This is a genomic window from Pseudomonas sp. SBB6 (genome assembly GCF_024213215.1).
Classification (GTDB): domain Bacteria; phylum Pseudomonadota; class Gammaproteobacteria; order Pseudomonadales; family Pseudomonadaceae; genus Aquipseudomonas; species Aquipseudomonas donghuensis.
This window is the reverse complement of sequence record NZ_JANAVH010000003.1, coordinates 531,087-546,789: the sequence shown is the minus strand read 5'-3', so window position 1 is coordinate 546,789 and position 15,703 is coordinate 531,087. Positions and strand designations below refer to the sequence as shown.

Annotated in this window: 20 protein-coding genes; 11 read left to right on the top strand and 9 right to left on the bottom strand. The window is 61.2% G+C overall.

The genetic code is table 11. The features are described from left to right. Window positions 1-16: 16 nt before the first annotated feature. The 9 genes from rapZ to NLX68_RS08590 form a co-directional block, all read right to left on the bottom strand. Window positions 17-871, bottom strand: a complete 855-nt coding sequence (gene rapZ, locus NLX68_RS08630; RefSeq protein WP_254283653.1) for an RNase adapter RapZ — start codon at window positions 869-871, stop codon at window positions 17-19. A 2-nt stretch (window positions 872-873) separates the two neighbouring features. Next, a complete protein-coding gene (gene ptsN, locus NLX68_RS08625) occupies window positions 874-1,338 on the bottom strand; it encodes a PTS IIA-like nitrogen regulatory protein PtsN (RefSeq protein WP_115088586.1) in 465 nt (154 codons plus the stop codon). 12 nt (window positions 1,339-1,350) lie between these two features. Further along, entirely contained in the window at window positions 1,351-1,659 is a 309-nt protein-coding gene (gene raiA / locus NLX68_RS08620; RefSeq protein WP_010223385.1) for a ribosome-associated translation inhibitor RaiA, read from the bottom strand. Window positions 1,660-1,740: 81 nt separating this feature from the next. Then, a complete protein-coding gene (locus tag NLX68_RS08615; RefSeq protein ID WP_254283651.1) occupies window positions 1,741-3,234 on the bottom strand; it encodes an RNA polymerase factor sigma-54 in 1,494 nt (497 codons plus the stop codon). Between the two features lie 179 nt (window positions 3,235-3,413). Next, complete coding sequence (gene lptB, locus NLX68_RS08610) at window positions 3,414-4,139, bottom strand: LPS export ABC transporter ATP-binding protein (RefSeq protein WP_010223383.1); 726 nt, start codon at window positions 4,137-4,139, stop codon at window positions 3,414-3,416. Then, a complete protein-coding gene (gene lptA / locus NLX68_RS08605) occupies window positions 4,140-4,664 on the bottom strand; it encodes a lipopolysaccharide transport periplasmic protein LptA (protein ID WP_254283649.1) in 525 nt (174 codons plus the stop codon). After that, a complete protein-coding gene (gene lptC, locus NLX68_RS08600; RefSeq protein WP_254283648.1) occupies window positions 4,651-5,226 on the bottom strand; it encodes an LPS export ABC transporter periplasmic protein LptC in 576 nt (191 codons plus the stop codon). Before lptC ends, lptA begins: the two co-directional genes overlap by 14 nt. A gap of 8 nt (window positions 5,227-5,234) precedes the next feature. Then, window positions 5,235-5,759, bottom strand: a complete 525-nt coding sequence (locus NLX68_RS08595; RefSeq protein ID WP_254283647.1) for an HAD family hydrolase — start codon at window positions 5,757-5,759, stop codon at window positions 5,235-5,237. After that, window positions 5,760-6,734, bottom strand: a complete 975-nt coding sequence (locus NLX68_RS08590) for a KpsF/GutQ family sugar-phosphate isomerase (protein WP_254283645.1) — start codon at window positions 6,732-6,734, stop codon at window positions 5,760-5,762. It lies immediately after the preceding gene. Window positions 6,735-6,978: 244 nt separating this feature from the next. On the opposite strand from NLX68_RS08590, the gene NLX68_RS08585 reads away from it, so the two are divergent. From NLX68_RS08585 to NLX68_RS08535, 11 genes are all read left to right on the top strand, one after another. Further along, window positions 6,979-7,788: an ATP-binding cassette domain-containing protein gene (locus tag NLX68_RS08585; RefSeq protein ID WP_010223378.1), complete on the top strand. Its 810-nt coding sequence runs from the start codon at window positions 6,979-6,981 to the stop codon at window positions 7,786-7,788. Beyond that, window positions 7,788-8,585, top strand: a complete 798-nt coding sequence (mlaE, locus tag NLX68_RS08580; RefSeq protein WP_010223377.1) for a lipid asymmetry maintenance ABC transporter permease subunit MlaE — start codon at window positions 7,788-7,790, stop codon at window positions 8,583-8,585. Before NLX68_RS08585 ends, mlaE begins: the two co-directional genes overlap by 1 nt. Continuing rightward, entirely contained in the window at window positions 8,585-9,052 is a 468-nt protein-coding gene (gene mlaD, locus NLX68_RS08575; RefSeq protein WP_010223376.1) for an outer membrane lipid asymmetry maintenance protein MlaD, read from the top strand. Before mlaE ends, mlaD begins: the two co-directional genes overlap by 1 nt. Before the next feature lie 9 nt (window positions 9,053-9,061). Beyond that, entirely contained in the window at window positions 9,062-9,712 is a 651-nt protein-coding gene (locus NLX68_RS08570; RefSeq protein ID WP_254283644.1) for a phospholipid-binding protein MlaC, read from the top strand. Further along, window positions 9,709-10,014 (top strand): lipid asymmetry maintenance protein MlaB, encoded by a 306-nt coding sequence (locus NLX68_RS08565; RefSeq protein ID WP_254283643.1) that lies wholly within the window; start codon window positions 9,709-9,711, stop codon window positions 10,012-10,014. The genes NLX68_RS08570 and NLX68_RS08565 overlap by 4 nt, the downstream gene beginning before the upstream one ends. Before the next feature lie 115 nt (window positions 10,015-10,129). Continuing rightward, the gene (locus tag NLX68_RS08560; protein ID WP_010223373.1) at window positions 10,130-10,369 is read left to right on the top strand and encodes a BolA family protein; all 240 of its coding nucleotides are present in this window, start codon (window positions 10,130-10,132) and stop codon (window positions 10,367-10,369) included. 23 nt (window positions 10,370-10,392) lie between these two features. Continuing rightward, on the top strand, window positions 10,393-11,658 hold the full coding sequence (murA, locus tag NLX68_RS08555; RefSeq protein ID WP_010223372.1) for a UDP-N-acetylglucosamine 1-carboxyvinyltransferase: 1,266 nt from the start codon (window positions 10,393-10,395) through the stop codon (window positions 11,656-11,658). A gap of 108 nt (window positions 11,659-11,766) precedes the next feature. Then, window positions 11,767-12,402 carry an ATP phosphoribosyltransferase gene (gene hisG / locus NLX68_RS08550; protein WP_115088578.1) on the top strand — a complete coding sequence of 212 codons (636 nt, stop codon included), beginning with the start codon at window positions 11,767-11,769 and terminating at the stop codon, window positions 12,400-12,402. A 126-nt stretch (window positions 12,403-12,528) separates the two neighbouring features. Continuing rightward, window positions 12,529-13,854, top strand: a complete 1,326-nt coding sequence (hisD, locus tag NLX68_RS08545; protein ID WP_254283642.1) for a histidinol dehydrogenase — start codon at window positions 12,529-12,531, stop codon at window positions 13,852-13,854. A gap of 2 nt (window positions 13,855-13,856) precedes the next feature. Beyond that, on the top strand, window positions 13,857-14,903 hold the full coding sequence (gene hisC, locus NLX68_RS08540) for a histidinol-phosphate transaminase (protein ID WP_254283641.1): 1,047 nt from the start codon (window positions 13,857-13,859) through the stop codon (window positions 14,901-14,903). Between the two features lie 142 nt (window positions 14,904-15,045). Then, window positions 15,046-15,696 carry a FadR/GntR family transcriptional regulator gene (locus NLX68_RS08535; RefSeq protein WP_010220561.1) on the top strand — a complete coding sequence of 217 codons (651 nt, stop codon included), beginning with the start codon at window positions 15,046-15,048 and terminating at the stop codon, window positions 15,694-15,696. The last annotated feature ends 7 nt before the right edge of the window (window positions 15,697-15,703 follow it).

The following is a 15,703-nucleotide window of genomic DNA, read 5'->3' as shown; positions in this document are numbered from 1 at the left end:
GCGGGGATCCTGTGGGCTAGAGGTCGCGGTGGCGAACCTGGACGTTCTTCAACGATTGTTGCAGCAGCTGTCCCAGTCGCTCGGTCAGGTACACCGAGCGGTGGTGACCGCCGGTGCAGCCGATGGCAATGGTGACATAGGCGCGGTTGCTGGCGGCAAAGCGTGGCAACCATTTGAGCAGGTAGCTTGAGATGTCCTGGAACATGTCCTCGACATCCGGCTGCGCTGCCAGGTAGTCGATCACCGGTTGCTCCAGCCCTGAATGGTCGCGCAGTTCCGGCTTCCAGTAGGGGTTGGGCAGGCAGCGCACGTCAAACACCAGGTCGGCGTCTACCGGCATGCCGCGCTTGAAGCCGAAGGACTCGACCAGAAATGCCGTACCTGGTTCCGGCTGGTTCAGCAGGCGCAACTTGATCGAATCACGCAACTGATAGAGGTTCAGGTTGGTGGTGTCGATCTTCAAGTCAGCGAGGTCGGCGATCGGCCCGAGCAGTTCGCTCTCGACCTTGATGGCTTCGGCCAGCGAGCGTTCGGCGTTGGTCAGCGGGTGGCGGCGACGGGTTTCCGAGAAACGCTTGAGCAGGGTTTCCTCATCGGCGTCCAGGTACAGCACATCGCACTGGATATGTCGGCTGCGGGCGTCTTCGAGCAGTTCCGGGAAGCGCGTGAGGTGGCTTGGCAGGTTGCGCGCGTCGATCGACACCGCCACCTTGGGCTGCATCAGTTCGGTATTGATCAGGGCGTTTTCGGCCAGTTGCGGCAGCAAGCCCGCCGGCAGGTTATCGATGCAGTAGTAACCGTTGTCCTCAAGTACATCGAGGGCGGTGCTCTTGCCGGAGCCGGACCGGCCGCTAACGATGATCAAGCGCATGTTCAGTGCCCGTTTTGTACGTCCAGTACGACCTGGTACAAGGATTCGTTACTGGTGGCCGCACGCAGTTTTTCGCGCACGTCCTTGCTATCGAGCATGCTGGCGATCTGGCGCAGCAGCTCCAGGTGCGCATCGGTAGCCGCTTCCGGGACCAGCAGTACGAACAGCAGGTCGACCGGGGCACCATCGATGGCGTCGAAATCGATAGGGGCGTCAAGGTGCAACAGCGCGCTGACCGGCGATTCGCAGCCCTTGAGGCGGCAATGCGGAATGGCAATGCCGTTGCCGAAGCCGGTAGAGCCCAGTTTTTCCCGGGCGATCAGGGCTTCGTACACGTCCTGGGTGTCCAGCTCGGGCACTTGTTTGCCGATCAGATTGGCGATCTGTTCGAGCGCACGCTTTTTACTGCCGCCCGGCACGTTCACAAGGGAACGGCCGGGGGTCAGGATGGTTTCAAGTCGGATCATGGATGAGGGGGATCAGCGGGCCGCTGCACCTTGCAGCAGGCTTTGCTGTTTTTCCTTGTGTTTTTTCAGTTGGCGGTCGAGCTTGTCAGTCAAGGCATCGATCGCTGCATACATGTCTTGGTGTTCGGCATTTGCAACCACTTCGCCGCCGGGAATGAACAGCGTTGCTTCAATCTTCTGCTGCAACTTCTCGACCTTCATGATTACCGTCACATTGGTAATCTTGTCGAAATGCCCCTCCAGCCGTTTCAACTTCTGCTCGACGTACTCACGCAGGGGCTGAGTAACTTCTACATGCTGTCCACTGATATTGACTTGCATACAGCTTCTCCTTTGTTGCCGGTGCATAAGAGGCAGGTGTTGCGCCTGCCACTGAACTGCGGTGGCACACCTCAGGAGCCGTTACATCAATCGCTTGCGCTCGCTCGACGGTGCAATGCCGAGGGACTCGCGGTACTTGGCGACGGTGCGACGTGCTACCTGGATGCCTTGTGCCTCCAGTAAACCAGCGATCTTGCTGTCACTCAATGGCTTTTTCTGATTTTCCGCTGCAACCAGTTTTTTGATGATCGCGCGGATCGCCGTGGACGAGCATTCGCCGCCTTCGGAGGTGCTGACGTGGCTGGAGAAAAAGTACTTCAGCTCGTAAATACCACGAGGGGTGTGCATGTATTTTTGCGTGGTGACCCGGGAAATGGTCGATTCGTGCATGCCCACCGCTTCAGCGATATCGTGCAGCACCAGCGGCTTCATCGCCTCATCGCCGTGATCGAGGAAGCCACGCTGGTGTTCGACGATCTGGGTGGCGACCTTCATCAGGGTCTCGTTACGGCTTTGCAGGCTCTTGATGAACCAGCGCGCCTCTTGCAACTGGTTGCGCATGAAGGTGTTGTCGGCGCTGGTGTCGGCGCGCCGAACGAAGCCGGCGTACTGCGGGTTGACCCGCAGGCGCGGCACCGCTTCCTGGTTGAGCTCGACCAGCCAGCGCTCGTTGTCCTTGCGCACGATCACGTCCGGAACCACGTATTCGGCTTCGCTGGACTCGATCTGCGAACCTGGGCGCGGGTTGAGGCTCTGCACCAGTTCGATGACCTGGCGCAGTTCATCTTCCTTGAGCTTCATGCGGCGCATCAGCTGGCTGTAGTCGCGACCACCGAGCAGGTCGATGTAGTCGCTGACCAGGCGCTGGGCTTCGGCCATCCACGGGGTGCTTGGCGGCAGTTGGCGCAATTGCAGCAACAGGCATTCGCTGAGGTTGCGCGCGCCGATGCCGGCCGGTTCGAACTGTTGAATGCGGTGCAGCACGGCTTCGACTTCATCCAGCTCGATGTCGAGCTCGGGGTCGAAGGCGTCGCAGATTTCTTCCAGGGTTTCGTCGAGGTAGCCCTGGTTGTTGATGCAGTCGATCAGGGTCACGGCGATCAGCCGGTCGGTGTCGGACATCGGTGCCAGGTTGAGCTGCCAGAGCAGGTGGCTCTGCAGGCTTTCGCCAGCGGAGGTGCGGGTGGTGAAGTCCCACTCGTCATCGTCGTTGCTGGGCAGGCTGCTGGCGCTGGTCTGGTAGATGTCTTCCCAGGCGGTGTCGACCGGTAGCTCGTTGGGAATGCGCTCGTTCCATTCGCCTTCTTCGAGGTTGTCCACCGTCGGGGCGGTCTCCTGGAAGCTGGTTTCCTGAACTTCGGCGACGGGTTTGCTCTCGGCGTTGTCGGCCATCGGGTCGCTGTTGTCGAAGTCGTCGCCATCTTCCTGGCGTTCGAGCATCGGGTTTGATTCCAGCGCTTCCTGGATTTCCTGCTGGAGGTCCAGGGTAGAAAGCTGGAGCAGACGTATGGCCTGTTGCAACTGCGGGGTCATCGTCAGTTGCTGGCCCATTCTTAGGACGAGCGATGGTTTCATGGCAGGGGCTTAACACCTTATTTGCCGGCGCACATGCGCCATCCACTACAAGGGCACCGAAGCGCCAACTTTAAGCAAATTATATGCCTGAAATTGCAGCGTTTGCCTAGAGCGCCGTAACAATTAAGCCATGAACTGGCTTGATCGAGAGCGCTCTGGCAGCGCCTTACACCTTGAGCCTACAGGCGGAACTCATGGCCGAGGTAAACCTCTTTGACCAGATCGTTGGCCAGGATGGTCTCTGCATCGCCTTCGGCGATCAGTTGGCCATCGTTGACGATGTAAGCGGTTTCACAGATATCCAGGGTTTCACGGACGTTGTGGTCGGTGATCAGAACGCCAATGCCCTTGGCCTTCAGGTGGTGGATGATCTGCTTGATGTCGCCGACCGAGATCGGGTCGACACCGGCAAAGGGTTCGTCGAGCAAAATGAACTTCGGCGCAGTGGCCAGGGCGCGGGCGATCTCGACGCGGCGACGTTCGCCACCGGAGAGGCTCATGCCGAGGTTGTCGCGGATGTGGCTGATGTGGAATTCCTGCAGCAGGCTTTCCAGTTCCTTGCGCCGGCCATCGCGGTCCAGGTCCTTGCGGGTTTCAAGGATTGCCATGATGTTGTCGGCCACCGACAGCTTGCGAAAGATCGAGGCTTCCTGCGGCAGGTAGCCGATACCGGCGCGCGCGCGGCCGTGCATGGGCTGATGGCTGACATCGTGGTCGTCGATCAGGACACGGCCCTGATCGGCCTGGACCAGGCCGACGATCATGTAGAAGCAGGTGGTCTTGCCGGCGCCGTTGGGGCCGAGCAGGCCGACGATCTGGCCGCTGTCGATCGACAGGCTGACGTCGCGGACCACTTGCCGGCTCTTGTAGCTCTTGGCCAGGTGCTGGGCTTTGAGGGTTGCCATTTACTCGGCCTTCTTCTTCGGCTGGATCACCATGTCGATGCGTGGGCGCGACTCGGTGACTTTGCCACCGCGACCGGCGGTAGCGATCTGTTTCACCGTGTCGTAGACGATCTTCTCGCCTTCGGTGGTGTTGCCTTCGTTGATGACCTTGGCGCGGTCGATCAGCACGATGCGGTTTTGCGGCGCGTTGTACTGGATGGTCTTGCCATAGCCTTGCATCTTGTCCGGTTTTTCGGCGCTCTGCTGCTGTTCGAAGTAGGCCAGGTTGCCCACCGAGGTCACCACGTCGATGTCGCCACCGGCAGTACGGGTGATGGTCACGGTGTTGCCTTTGATCATCATCGAACCCTGGGTGATGATCACGTCACCGGTGTAGGTGGCAACGCCTTGTTTGTCATCCAGTTGAGCGTGGTCGGCCTGAATGCGGATCGGCTGGTCACGGTCGTTCGGCAGGGCCCAGGCGCTCGCGCTTCCCAGTGCTGCGCTCAGGCTGAGCAAAAAGGGGAGGGTTTTAACGAGCCTCATACTGTCCTCTTACGTTGGACAGCAGGTCCATCCTGCCGTCTTTCAAATACGCTTTCATTCCATTGCCCGTAGTTACGCCACCGGCGCCGTCGATTCTAACGGCTTGCTCGGTTTGCGCATATTGCTTCTGCGGGAATACCGTCATGCGGCTGGTGGTAATGATCATGGTGCGGTTTTTTTCATCGGTGCGGGCAACCCGTACCGAGTCGATCAGTTCGACTTCGCTGCCATCGGGGTTGACCTCGCCGCGCTCGCTTTGCACGTGCCACGGGTAAGTGGTGCCACGGTACATCTGCAGGTCCGGCGTGGTCAGCAAGGTCACTTCGCTGGCCTTGAGGTGCTCGACCTTGTCGGCGGTCATCTCGTACTGCATCTTGCCGTCGGGCAGGAACTGCACGCTGTGGGCGTTCACGGCGTAATAGTCAATGGCGCTCTGGTCGGGCCCGACAACAGGTTTGTTGTCGAGGAAGCTCTCAGGGCTGATGTTCCAGTAGCCGATCGCCACCAGCAAGGCGGCAATCACACTGAACAGCGCAATGTTGCGGATTTTCTTACTGAACATGTGTCGCTCTACAGGTAATGGCTGTTGGCCGCTTCAAGATTGCCCTGGGCTTGCAGGATCAGTTCGCAGAACTCGCGAGCTGCACCTTCGCCGCCACGCGCCTGGGTCACCCCATGAGCGTGCTCGCGAACGAAGGCGGCGGCGTTGGCCACCGCCATGCCCAGCCCGACCCGTCGGATCACGGGCAGGTCAGGCAGGTCGTCGCCCAGATAGGCAACCTGTTCATAGCTTAGGTTGAGCTGGCCAAGAAGCTCGTCCAATACCACCAATTTATCTTCGCGGCCCTGGTACAGGTGAGGAATGCCGAGGTTCTTTGCCCGGCGCTCGACCACCGGGGTCTTGCGCCCGCTGATGATGGCGGTGGTCACGCCCGAGTTCATGAGCATCTTGATGCCCTGGCCGTCGAGGGTGTTGAAAGTCTTGAATTCGCTGCCATCTTCGAGAAAGTACAGGCGCCCATCGGTGAGTACGCCGTCTACGTCGAAAACCGCCAGTTTGATGGCTTTGCCGCGCTGGAGCAGGTCCTGGGTCATTTACATCACTCCCGCACGCAACAGGTCGTGCATGTTCAGGGCGCCAACCGGGCGCTCGTCCTTGTCGATCACCACCAGGGCGCTGATCTTGTGGTCTTCCATGATCTTCAGGGCCTCGGCGGCGAGCATCTCGGCGCGGGCAGTCTTGCCGTGGGCGGTCATGACTTCCTCGATGAGGGTCTTGTGCACATCGATGTTGCGATCGAGGCTACGGCGCAGATCGCCGTCGGTGAAGATCCCGGCCAGCCGTCCGTCGGCTTCGAGTACCACGGTCATGCCCAAACCTTTGCGAGACATTTCGAGGAGCGCGTCCTTGAGCAGGGTGCCGCGCTGAACCTGCGGCAACTCGTCGCCAGCGTGCATGACGTTCTCGACTTTGAGCAGCAGGCGTCGGCCGAGGGCGCCGCCGGGGTGCGAGAACGCGAAGTCTTCAGCGGTAAAGCCGCGGGCCTCGAGCAGCGCGATGGCCAGGGCATCGCCCAGTACCAGTGCTGCGGTGGTCGAGGAGGTCGGTGCCAGGTTGAGCGGGCAGGCTTCCTGGGCGACGCGGGCGTCGAGGTTGGCCTCGGCGGCCTTGGCCAGCGGCGAGTCGGGGTTGCCGGTGAGGCTGATCAACTGGATGCCCAGGCGCTTGATCAGCGGCAACAGGGTGACGATTTCGGCCGTCGAGCCCGAGTTGGAGAGGGCCAGGATCACGTCATCACGGGTGATCATGCCCATGTCGCCATGACTGGCTTCGGCCGGGTGAACGAAAAACGCCGGCGTACCGGTACTGGCCAGGGTGGCGGCGATCTTGTTGCCGATGTGCCCCGACTTGCCCATGCCGACCACCACTACCCGGCCCTTGCTGGCCAGGATCAGCTCGCATGCCTTGACGAAATCGGCGTCGATGTGGGCCAGCAGGCCCTCAACCGCCTCGAGTTCGAAACGGATGGTGCGCTGCGCGGATTGGATCAGGTCGCTGGATTGGCTCATGTCGAAAATCGGATTGCCTGATGAAAAGGCGGCGATTATAGCGGTAATGGGCAAATCCCTCACCTTGTGATTGTCATACAGTTGCGCATTAAGCTTAACCATGCCTGAACAAGCACTGCAGCGGCCTTGGGGCGGCCCTATCAGCGGTGCTATAGTTCGCCGCTGTTCGGCCCGCTCGGTGCGGGCGTGCCTCCACGAAGGGGGCGCGCGTCTGAGTGAGAAGGCTGCATCGCAAGGAGTCTAGATGAGCGTTGATAACGCCTACGCGGTCGAATTGAAGGGCGTGACCTTCAAGCGCGGTTCGCGCAGCATCTTCAATAATGTCGACATACGCATTCCGCGCGGCAAGGTTACCGGCATCATGGGGCCTTCCGGGTGCGGCAAGACCACGCTGCTGAGGCTGATGGGCGCACAGTTGCGTCCGGCCAGCGGCGAAGTCTGGGTGGCAGGGCAGAATCTGCCGACCCTGTCGCGCAGTGACCTGTTCGATGCCCGCAAGCAAATGGGCGTGCTGTTCCAGAGCGGCGCGCTGTTCACCGATCTCGATGTGTTCGAGAACGTCGCCTTCCCGTTGCGGGTACATACCCAGCTGTCCGACGAGATGATTCGCGACATCGTCCTGATGAAGCTCCAGGCCGTTGGCCTGCGCGGTGCCATCGAGCTGATGCCCGACGAGTTGTCCGGTGGCATGAAGCGTCGCGTCGCCCTGGCCAGGGCCATCGCTCTGGACCCGCAGATCCTTATGTACGACGAGCCGTTCGTCGGCCAGGATCCTATCGCCATGGGGGTGCTGGTACGGCTGATCCGCCTGCTCAACGACGCCCTGGGCATCACCAGTATCGTGGTTTCCCACGATCTGGCCGAAACCGCCAGCATTGCCGACTACATCTACGTGGTGGGTGATGGTCAGGTCCTGGGGCAGGGCACGCCAGAGGAACTGATGGGCTCCGATAACCCGCGCATTCGTCAATTCATGAAAGGCGATCCGGATGGTCCGGTGCCCTTTCACTTTCCTGCGCCGGATTACCGCGCCGATCTTCTGGGGAAGCGTTGATGCGCAAAAAATCCATGCTCGAACGTATTCGTCGCTTTGGTCGTTCGGCCATCGACGTGCTGGCCGTACTCGGCCGCTCCTTTTTATTCCTGCTGCATTCGCTGGTAGGGCGCAGCGGCACCGGCGGCGGCTTCCAGCTGTTGGTCCGGCAGCTGTATTCGGTTGGCGTGCTGTCGCTGGCGATCATTGTCGTTTCCGGGGTGTTCATCGGCATGGTGCTGGCCCTGCAGGGGTTCAGCATCCTCACCAAGTACGGCTCGGAGCAGGCGGTGGGGCAGATGGTCGCCCTGACCTTGCTGCGTGAACTCGGGCCGGTGGTTACCGCCTTGCTGTTCGCCGGCCGTGCAGGCTCGGCGCTGACCGCCGAGATCGGCAACATGAAGTCCACCGAGCAATTGTCCAGCCTGGAAATGATCGGTGTCGACCCGCTCAAGTACATCGTCGCCCCACGGTTGTGGGCCGGTTTCATCTCCCTGCCGTTGCTGGCGCTGATCTTCAGCGTGGTCGGCATCTGGGGTGGCTCATGGGTTGCCGTGGACTGGTTGGGCGTCTACGAAGGCTCGTTCTGGGCCAACATGCAGAACAGTGTTTCCTTTACCGACGATGTGCTCAACGGGGTGATCAAGAGCCTGGTTTTTGCCTTCGTCGTGACCTGGATTGCCGTATTCCAGGGCTATGACTGCGAGCCCACTTCAGAGGGGATCAGTCGTGCCACCACCAAGACCGTGGTCTATGCCTCATTGGCAGTCCTGGGTCTGGACTTTATTCTGACCGCCTTGATGTTTGGAGATTTCTGATGCAAAACCGCACCCTGGAAATCGGTGTCGGCCTGTTTCTTCTGGCCGGGATCCTGGCGCTGATCCTGCTGGCCCTGCGTGTCAGCGGCCTGTCGGCGAGCCCGAGCAGCGATACCTATAAACTTTATGCCAATTTCGACAATATCGCCGGTTTGACTGTCAGAGCTAAAGTGACCATGGCCGGTGTGACCATCGGTAAGGTCACCGCCATCGATCTGGATCGTGACACCTTCACCGGTCGGGTAACGCTGCAGCTGGAAAAACGGGTAGATAACCTGCCGGTCGATTCCACTGCATCTATCCTCACCGCTGGGCTGCTCGGCGAGAAGTACATCGGTATCAGCGTGGGCGGAGAAGATGCGGTGCTCAAGGATGGTGCAACCATTCACGACACCCAGTCGGCGCTGGTACTGGAAGATCTGATTGGCAAGTTCCTGCTCAATACCGTTGGCAAAGAAGCTAAATAAGGAGTTTCCATGATTTCTATCCTGCGACGCGGCTTGCTGGTGTTGCTGGCAGCGCTGCCGTTGATGGCCGGCGCGGCTGTGCAGTCACCCAAAGAGGTGATTCAGGCTACAACCAACCAATTGCTGGCCGACCTCAAGGCTAACAAGGAGCAATACAAGGCGAACCCGAGTGCCTTCTATGACGCCTTGAACGCCAATCTGGGGCCGGTTGTGGATGCCGATGGCATTTCGAAAAGCATCATGACCGTCAAGTATTCGCGCAAGGCCAGCCCGGCGCAGATGCAGCGCTTCCAGGAGAACTTCAAGCGCAGCCTGATGCAGTTCTATGGCAACGCTTTGCTTGAGTACAACAACCAGGGCATTACCGTCGGCAACGAGAAGAAAGACGGCGATGACCGCGCCAGCGTCGACATGAGCGTCAAGGGCAACAACGGTGCTGTCTATCCGGTGTCCTACACCCTGACCAAGCTCGACGGCGAATGGAAAGTGCGTAACGTCATCGTCAACGGCATCAACATCGGCAAGCTGTTCCGCGATCAGTTCGCCGACGCCATGCAGCGCAACGGCAACGACCTGGACAAGACTATCGACGGTTGGGCGGGTGAAGTGGCCAAGGCCAAGGAATCCACCGAGCAAGCGGCCGAGAAGCAAGCGCAATGACCGACAGCGCCGTGACCATGAGCGAGCCGGGTGTATTGAACCTGGCCGGGGTCCTGGATTACCGCAGCGGGCCTGCCTTGCGCAAGGAAGGCAAGGCCCTGATCGCGGCGTGCAAGGCCCAGGCCTTGGTGCTGGATTGCTCGAAGGTAGAGAAATCCAGCAGCGTCGGCCTGTCCCTGCTGCTGGCCTTCATGCGCGATGGCAAGGCGGCCGGCAAGGCCGTCGAAGTTCGCACCATGCCCCAGGACATGCGTGAAATCGCCGAAGTTTATGACCTCGATGAGGTGCTGGCCGGTCAATGACCGCCAGCCAGCGACTGGCCCCTCTGTCAGAGTCTCCGATTACGGGGTTCGCAGGCGAGGGGCTTTTTTGTATGATGGCCGACCCGCGCGCACAGGGCGCCGATTGAGGTTGAGCATGCAGGCCGTAGAAGTTAAGAACTTCCTTGAAGAAAAGTTGCCGGGAACCCGGGTCGAAGTTGAAGGCGAAGGCTGCAACTTCCAGTTGAACGTGATCAGCGACGAATTGGCGGCCCTGAGCCCGGTCAAGCGTCAGCAGCAGATCTATGCTCACCTTAACCCGTGGATCACCGATGGCAGCATCCATGCGGTAACCATGAAATTTTTCAGCAGCGCAGCCTGGGCTGAGCGCACCTGAGCCAACTTGGCGGCGAGACTCTAATGGACAAACTGATTATTACTGGCGGCGTTCGCCTCGATGGCGAAATCCGCATTTCCGGGGCAAAGAACGCTGCCCTGCCGATTCTGGCGGCGACCTTGCTCTGCGATGGCCCGGTCACCGTGGGCAACCTGCCGCACCTGCACGACATCACCACGATGATCGAGCTGTTCGGCCGCATGGGCATCGAGCCGGTGATCGACGAGAAGCTCTCGGTCGAAATCGACCCACGCACCATCAAGACCCTGGTCGCGCCGTACGAGCTGGTGAAAACCATGCGCGCCTCGATCCTGGTACTGGGCCCGATGGTTGCCCGCTTTGGCGAAGCCGAAGTGGCCCTGCCTGGCGGTTGCGCCATTGGTTCGCGTCCGGTCGACCTGCACATCCGCGGCCTTGAAGCCATGGGCGCAAAGATCGAGGTCGAAGGCGGCTACATCAAGGCCAAGGCCCCTGAAGGCGGCCTGCGTGGCGCGCACTTCTTCTTTGATACCGTCAGCGTGACCGGTACCGAGAACATCATGATGGCCGCAGCCCTGGCCAAAGGCCGCAGCGTGCTGCAAAACGCCGCGCGCGAGCCGGAAGTGGTCGACCTCGCCAACTTCCTCAACGCCATGGGCGCCAAGGTTCAGGGCGCCGGTACCGACACCATCACCATCGACGGCGTCGAGCGTCTGGGTTCGGCGACCTACCGCGTCATGCCTGACCGTATCGAAACCGGTACCTACCTGGTGGCTGCGGCCGTTACTGGCGGTCGGGTCAAGGTCAAGGACACCGATCCGACCATCCTCGAAGCCGTCCTTGAAAAACTCAAGGAAGCTGGTGCCGAAGTCACCACCGGTGAAGACTGGATCGAGCTGGACATGCACGGCAAGCGGCCTAAAGCCGTCAACCTGCGTACCGCTCCCTACCCGGCGTTCCCGACCGACATGCAGGCGCAGTTCATCTCGCTCAACGCCATTGCCGAAGGCACCGGCGCGGTGATCGAGACGATCTTCGAAAACCGCTTCATGCACGTCTACGAAATGCACCGCATGGGCGCCCTGATCCAGGTCGAAGGCAATACTGCCATCGTGACCGGGACCAAGACCCTCAAAGGCGCTCCAGTGATGGCCACCGACCTGCGGGCTTCGGCCAGCCTGGTGCTGTCGGCGCTGGTTGCCGAAGGCGACACCCTGATCGACCGCATCTACCACATCGACCGTGGTTACGAGTGCATCGAGGAAAAACTGCAGATGCTCGGCGCGAAGATCCGTCGCGTTCCGGGCTAGCCTGTGACCGGCGCAGGGACGCGCCAGCCAATTGCTGCACCGAATTAATGCGGTCGGGCCCTGTTGAGTGCCCGGCCAGCTGTAGCCGCATAAGGACCGACGTTTCCCATGTTGACCATCGCGCTATCCAAAGGTCGGATTCTCGACGATACCCTGCCGCTGCTGGCGGAGGCCGGTATCGTTCCGACCGAGAACCCGGACAAGAGCCGCAAGCTGATCATTCCTACAACTCAGGAAGACGTGCGTCTGCTGATCGTGCGTGCCACCGACGTGCCGACCTATGTCGAGCATGGTGCCGCCGACCTGGGTGTGGCCGGCAAGGACGTGCTGATGGAGTACGGCGGCCAGGGCCTGTACGAGCCGCTGGACCTGCAGATTGCCCAGTGCAAGCTGATGACCGCCGGCAAGATCGGTGCTGCCGAGCCTAAAGGCCGTCTGCGCATCGCCACCAAGTTCGTCAACGTTGCCAAGCGCTACTACGCCGAACAAGGCCGTCAGGTCGATATCATCAAGCTGTATGGCTCGATGGAGCTGGCGCCGCTGATCGGCCTGGCCGACAAGATCATCGACGTCGTCGACACCGGTAATACCCTGCGTGCCAATGGCCTGGAACCCCAGGAACTGATTGCCACCATCAGCTCCCGGCTGGTGGTCAACAAGGCTTCGATGAAGATGCAGCACGCCCGCATCCAGAGCCTGATCGACACCCTGCGCCAGGCGGTCGAATCGCGACACCGCGGCTGACTTCTGCGCGCGACCTTCGCTGTCGCGCCCGTCTATCCGCGTCATAGCCAATTTTCTCGGGTGCCCGCGCGGATGGACTGGTAGCTTAGGGCGCCTGAGCATTCGCCATTTATTGAGGCCCTCGCTATGACCACGTCCACTGCAATCGCCCGACTCAATGCCGCTGACCCGGATTTCGCCCGACATCTGGATCATCTGCTGAGCTGGGAAAGTGTCTCTGACGACGCGGTCAACCAGCGCGTGCTCGACATCATCAAAGCCGTGCGCGAGCGCGGCGATGCGGCGCTGGTGGAGTTCACCCAGCGTTTCGATGGCGTGCAAGCCACTTCGATCAACGACCTGATCCTCGGTCGCGAGCGCCTGGAGCTGGCCCTGACCCGCATCACCCCGGCCCAGCGTGAAGCCCTGGAAAAAGCCGCAGAGCGGGTGCGCAGCTACCACGAACGGCAGAAGCAGGATTCCTGGAGCTACACCGAAGCCGACGGCACCGTGCTCGGTCAGAAGGTCACGCCGCTGGACCGCGCCGGCCTGTATGTGCCGGGCGGCAAGGCGTCGTACCCCTCGTCGGTACTGATGAACGCGATTCCGGCCAAGGTCGCCGGTGTCGGTGAAGTGGTCATGGTGGTGCCGACCCCGCGTGGCGAGGTCAACGAGCTGGTCCTGGCCGCCGCCTGCATCGCCGGTGTCGACCGGGTCTTCACCATCGGTGGCGCCCAGGCGGTTGCTGCCCTGGCCTATGGCACCGAAAGCGTGCCACAGGTCGACAAGGTGGTTGGCCCGGGCAACATCTACGTGGCCACCGCCAAGCGTCATGTGTTCGGTCAGGTAGGTATCGACATGATCGCCGGTCCGTCGGAGATTCTCGTGGTATGCGACGGCCAGACCGACCCGGACTGGATCGCCATGGACCTGTTCTCCCAGGCCGAGCACGACGAAGATGCCCAGGCGATTCTGGTCAGCCCCGACGCCGCGTTCCTCGACAAGGTTGCCGCTAGCATCGACAAGCTGCTGCCGACCATGGAGCGCGCCGAGATCATCAAGACCTCGATCAACGGTCGAGGTGCGCTGATTCAGGTGCGCGACATGCAGCAGGCGATGGAGGTAGCCAACCGTATTGCGCCGGAGCACCTGGAGCTGTCGGTGGCCGATCCGCAAGCCTGGCTGCCGCAGATTCGCCACGCCGGCGCGATCTTCATGGGCCGCCACACCAGCGAAGCCCTGGGCGATTACTGCGCAGGCCCCAACCACGTACTGCCAACCTCCGGCACCGCGCGCTTCTCGTCGCCGCTGGGGGTGTACGACTTCCAGAAGCGTTCGTCGATCATCTTCTGCTCCGAGCAGGGCGCTTCCGAGCTGGGCCACACCGCCTCGGTACTGGCCCGTGGCGAATCGCTGACCGCCCACGCCCGTAGCGCCGAATACCGCATCCTTGCCGACAAGAAGGGGAACTGAACATGAGTAAATTCTGGAGCCCCTTCGTCAAGGACCTGGTGCCTTACGTACCGGGCGAGCAGCCAAAGCTGGCCAAGCTGGTCAAGCTCAACACCAATGAAAACCCCTACGGCCCGTCGCCCAAGGCGCTGGAAGCCATGCGTGGCGAGTTGAACGACAACCTGCGCCTGTACCCGGACCCCAACAGCGACCTGCTCAAGCAGGCGGTGGCCGAATACTACGGCGTGCAGGGCAACCAGGTATTTCTCGGCAACGGTTCGGACGAAGTGCTGGCGCACATCTTCCATGGCCTGTTCCAGCATGATGCGCCGCTGCTGTTCCCGGACATCAGCTACAGCTTCTACCCGGTCTACTGCGGCCTGTACGGCATCCCGTTCGAGGCGGTGGCGCTGGATGAGCAGTTCCAGATCCGTGTCGACGATTACCGCAAGGCCAATGGCGGGATCATCTTCCCCAACCCCAACGCACCGACTGGCTGCCTGCTGGCCCTGGAGGCCATCGAGCAACTGCTCAAGGCCAACCCGGACTCGGTGGTGGTGGTCGATGAAGCCTACATCGACTTTGGCGGCCAGACCGCCATCAGCCTGGTGGATCGCTACGACAACCTGCTGGTCACCCAGACCCTGTCCAAGTCGCGCTCGCTGGCAGGCTTGCGGGTCGGTCTGGCGGTGGGCCACCCGGACCTGATCGAGGCCCTGGAGCGGATCAAGAACAGCTTCAACTCCTACCCGCTCGATCGCATGGCGATCGTCGGTGCGGCGGCGGCGTTTGCAGACCGTGCGTACTTCGACGAAACCTGCCGCAAAGTGATCGACAGCCGCGAGTGGCTGGTCAAGGAATTGAGCGCCCGTGGTTTTGAAGTATTGCCGTCGGCGGCCAACTTCATCTTTGCCCGCCACCCGCAGCAGGATGCCGCCGAGATTGCGGCCCGCCTGCGCGAGCAAGGGGTGATCGTGCGGCACTTCAAGCAGGCGCGGATTGCCCAGTTCCTGCGGATTACCATTGGTACCCCGGAGCAGAACCAGGCGTTGCTTGATGCATTGAACTAGTTTCGCGTTGTCTTAATCGCCGGCAACGCCGGCTCCCACAGGGTTGACCGCCCCTGTGGGAGCCGGCGTTGCCGGCGATTGCTTTTGGCGGGGTGAAAGCGGTAACCTTTCCTCTCTAAAATTCATCCGATGATTGGATGTCATGACCTTACTGATCAAACGCTCCCTGGTCGAACAAGCCGTCGAGCAACTGCGCCAGCGCGTGGCCAGCGGTGCCTGGGCCGTGGGCCAGCGCCTGCCCACCGAACCGGAACTGGCCAGCGAACTGGGCATCAGTCGCAACACCGTGCGTGAAGCCATGCGCGTGCTGGCGTTCAGTGGCCTGGTCGAAGTCCGCCAGGGGGATGGCAGCTACCTGCGCAGCGCCGTCGACCCGCTGCAGGCGCTACAGGCCTTGTCGCGCTGCGATCTGGAGCAGGCGCGAGAGACTCGCCATATTCTTGAAGCCGAAGCCATTGGCCTGGCCGCGCTGCGCCGTACCGACGCGGACCTGCACGCTCTTCGCGAAGCGCTCGAACACAGCGGCGCGCATTTTCATGCCGACCTGGAGCAGTACATCCGCTGCGATCTGGTGTTCCACCAGCGCCTGGTCGATGCCGCGCACAATCCGGCCCTGAGCGAGCTGTATCGGTACTTCTCCGGTGTGGTGGCCGCCACCTTGCACCACAACCTGTCCCACGCGCCCCGCTGTCAGCTGGTCTTCGACCTGCACGGGCAGATTCTCGATGCCATCGAACAACGCGATCCGGACAGGGCCAAGGCCCTGAGCCGGACCCTGATCAACGAATCCTGACCTTGCG